At 73.3% G+C, this 2,439-nt stretch carries 2 protein-coding genes; one reads left to right on the top strand and one right to left on the bottom strand.

All coding sequences use genetic code 11. The annotated features are described in order from the left end of the window. Positions 1–6: 6 nt before the first annotated feature. Positions 7–1,224 carry an MFS transporter gene (locus AB0C29_RS43565; RefSeq protein ID WP_360833556.1) on the top strand — a complete coding sequence of 406 codons (1,218 nt, stop codon included), beginning with the start codon at positions 7–9 and terminating at the stop codon, positions 1,222–1,224. 145 nt (positions 1,225–1,369) lie between these two features. Here AB0C29_RS43565 and AB0C29_RS43560 read toward each other — a convergent pair whose 3' ends face one another. Then, positions 1,370–2,296, bottom strand: a complete 927-nt coding sequence (locus tag AB0C29_RS43560; RefSeq protein WP_360833554.1) for an NAD(P)/FAD-dependent oxidoreductase — start codon at positions 2,294–2,296, stop codon at positions 1,370–1,372. Positions 2,297–2,439 lie beyond the last annotated feature (143 nt).

The raw sequence follows: 2,439 nt of genomic DNA, 5'->3' as shown, positions 1-2,439 counted from the left end.
CGGCAGCTGCTGCGGGTGACCGGGGGACGCCCCGCCCCGGCGGCCGCCGCCCCCGCGAACGGCGGCCACCCCGGCACCCGGGTGCGCGCCCGCCGCACGGTCGCCGCGCTCGCGATCACCCAGACCGTCGGCTACGGCACGCTCCATTACTCCTTCGCGGTTTTCCTGACCCCGCTCGCCGCCGAGCTGCACACCACGACAACCGCGATCACCGGTACGTTCACCGCCTCCGTCCTGGCCGCGGCGATCCTGGCCGTGCCGGTCGGCCGGTGGCTGGACCGGCACGGCGGCCGCGCGCTGATGACCGCCGGCTCACTGCTGGGCGCGCTGCTGCTGGTCGCCTGGTCGCAGGTGGACAGCCTGTGGCAGCTGTACGCGGTCCAAGTCGGTCTCGGCGCCGCCGGTGCCGCCAGCCTCTACGAAGCCGCCTTCGCCGTGGTCATCGCCTGGCACACCGCCGCCGAACGCCCGAACGCCCTACTTGTGCTCACCGTCGTGGCCGGCTTCGCCAGCACCGTCTTCCTGCCGCTGACCGGCCACCTCGTCGAGCAGTACGGCTGGCGCACCGCCCTGCTGATCCTCGCGGCCGTCCAGGCGCTGCTCACGGTCCCGTTGCACGCGATCGTCCTGCGTCCCGCCGCGTCCGTCGCCCGTGCGGCCCGGGCCCCGTTCCGTCCCGACCGGGCGTTCTGGCAGCTCGCGCTGGGTTTCACCGCCAACACCGCGGCCATCTCCCTGATCACCGTGCACCTGGTGGCGGCCCTGCTGAGCTGGGGTCATCCGCTGTCGTTCGCGGCGACGACCGCCGGGCTGTTCGGCCTGCTGTCGGTGACCGGCCGGCTGGCCACCACCGCACTGCAACGCCGGTTCCGCACCGCCACAGTCGTCGCCGCCGTCTTCACCGTGCAGGCCGTCGCGGTGGCCACGCTGCCGTTCACCGGCCGCACCACGGTGGGGGCCGTGGTCGGCGTGGTCGGCTTCGGGCTCGGCTTCGGCGTCGCGACCATCGCCAAGCCGGTGCTGCTCGCCGACCGCTACGGCACCAGCCGCTACGCCACCATCGCGGCGATGCTGGTCGTGCCGGTGACGATCGCCAAGGCGACCGCCCCGCTGGGCGCCGCGGCGCTGCTGACCCGCGCCGGCAGCTACACCAGCGTCTTCCTGACGACCGCCGGCCTCTGCATCGTCGCCGCGGCAGCCCTGCGGATCACCCAAGAACCGTGACCGCCCGGCCTGCGGATCACCCAAGAACCGTGACCGCCGGCCTGCGGATCACGCAAGAGCCGTGACCACCGGCCTGCGGATCACCCGAGGGCCGTGACCACCGGCCTGCGGATCACGCGAGAGCGGTGACCGCCCGGCCTGCGAGTCACCCGAGAGCTGCGACCGCCCGGGCGGTGTCCTCCATGATCAGGTCGGCGTTGAGCTGGGCGCCGACGTGCAGGCCGGCGGCGGCCGCGCTGACCACCTGGGCCATCTGGTCGGTCACGTTGCCGGCGACCCAGACCCCGGGCACTTCGGTACGCCCGTTCGGCTCGGCCACCACCGCGCTGCCGAAGTCGTTGTCGGTCGCGGTCAGGCCCAGGGACGGCAGCGGTTCCGCGTTGGCCAGGAAACGGGGGGCGACGACCAGGGTCTCCCGGGCGACCACGGTGCCGTCGGTCAGCCGTACCCCGGTCAGTTTGCCGCCCTCGGCCAGCACCTCGGCGACCTTCTCGGTGATCACCGTGATGCCCCGGGCGGTGAACTGCCGGGCCTGCTCGGCGTCCGGCTCGGGCGCGGTGTGCAGGAACAGCGTGATGTCGTCGCTCCACTGCCGCCACATCAGCGCCTGGTGCAGCGACATCGGCGACGAGCCGATGATGCCGATGGCCTGGCCGCGGGCCTCGTAGCCGTGGCAGTACGGGCAGTGGATCACGCTGTGCCCCCAGTGCTCGCGCAGGCCGGGGATGTCGGGCAGCTCGTCGGTGAGCCCGGTGGTGACGAGCAGGCGCCGGGCGGCGTACGAGCGGCCGTCGGCCAGCGTCACGGTGAGCAGGTCGCCGTCGCGGCCGGCCCCGGTCACCCGGCCGTCGACGATCTCGCCGCCGTAGTGCCGTACCTCGCTCTGCCCGGCCGTCCGGAAGTCGGCCGGCGCGATGTCGTCGCGGGTCAGGTAGTTGTGGATGCCGTCGGCGGGCGCGTTGCGGGGCTCACCCGCGTCGATCACCAGCACCGACCGCAACGCGCGGCTCAGGGCCACCGCGCCACTCAGTCCGGCGGGCCCGCCGCCGATCACGATCACGTCGTATGTCATGGCACCACGGTCGCCCCAACCGGCGAAGAGTGGCAAGCTTTGTTGCCTCGTCACCGGGTTGTGCATCTTGCCGCTCGTACCGATGATCTCCAGCACCTCGGCCCGCACCGCCGCGCCGTCCCCGCCGTGCTTGCCCGACAACT

This window comes from Actinoplanes sp. NPDC048791, from assembly GCF_040650095.1.
GTDB lineage: Bacteria > Actinomycetota > Actinomycetes > Mycobacteriales > Micromonosporaceae > Actinoplanes.
Note: the sequence above shows the minus strand (reverse complement) of the source record. Positions and strands in the feature narration are given on the sequence as shown.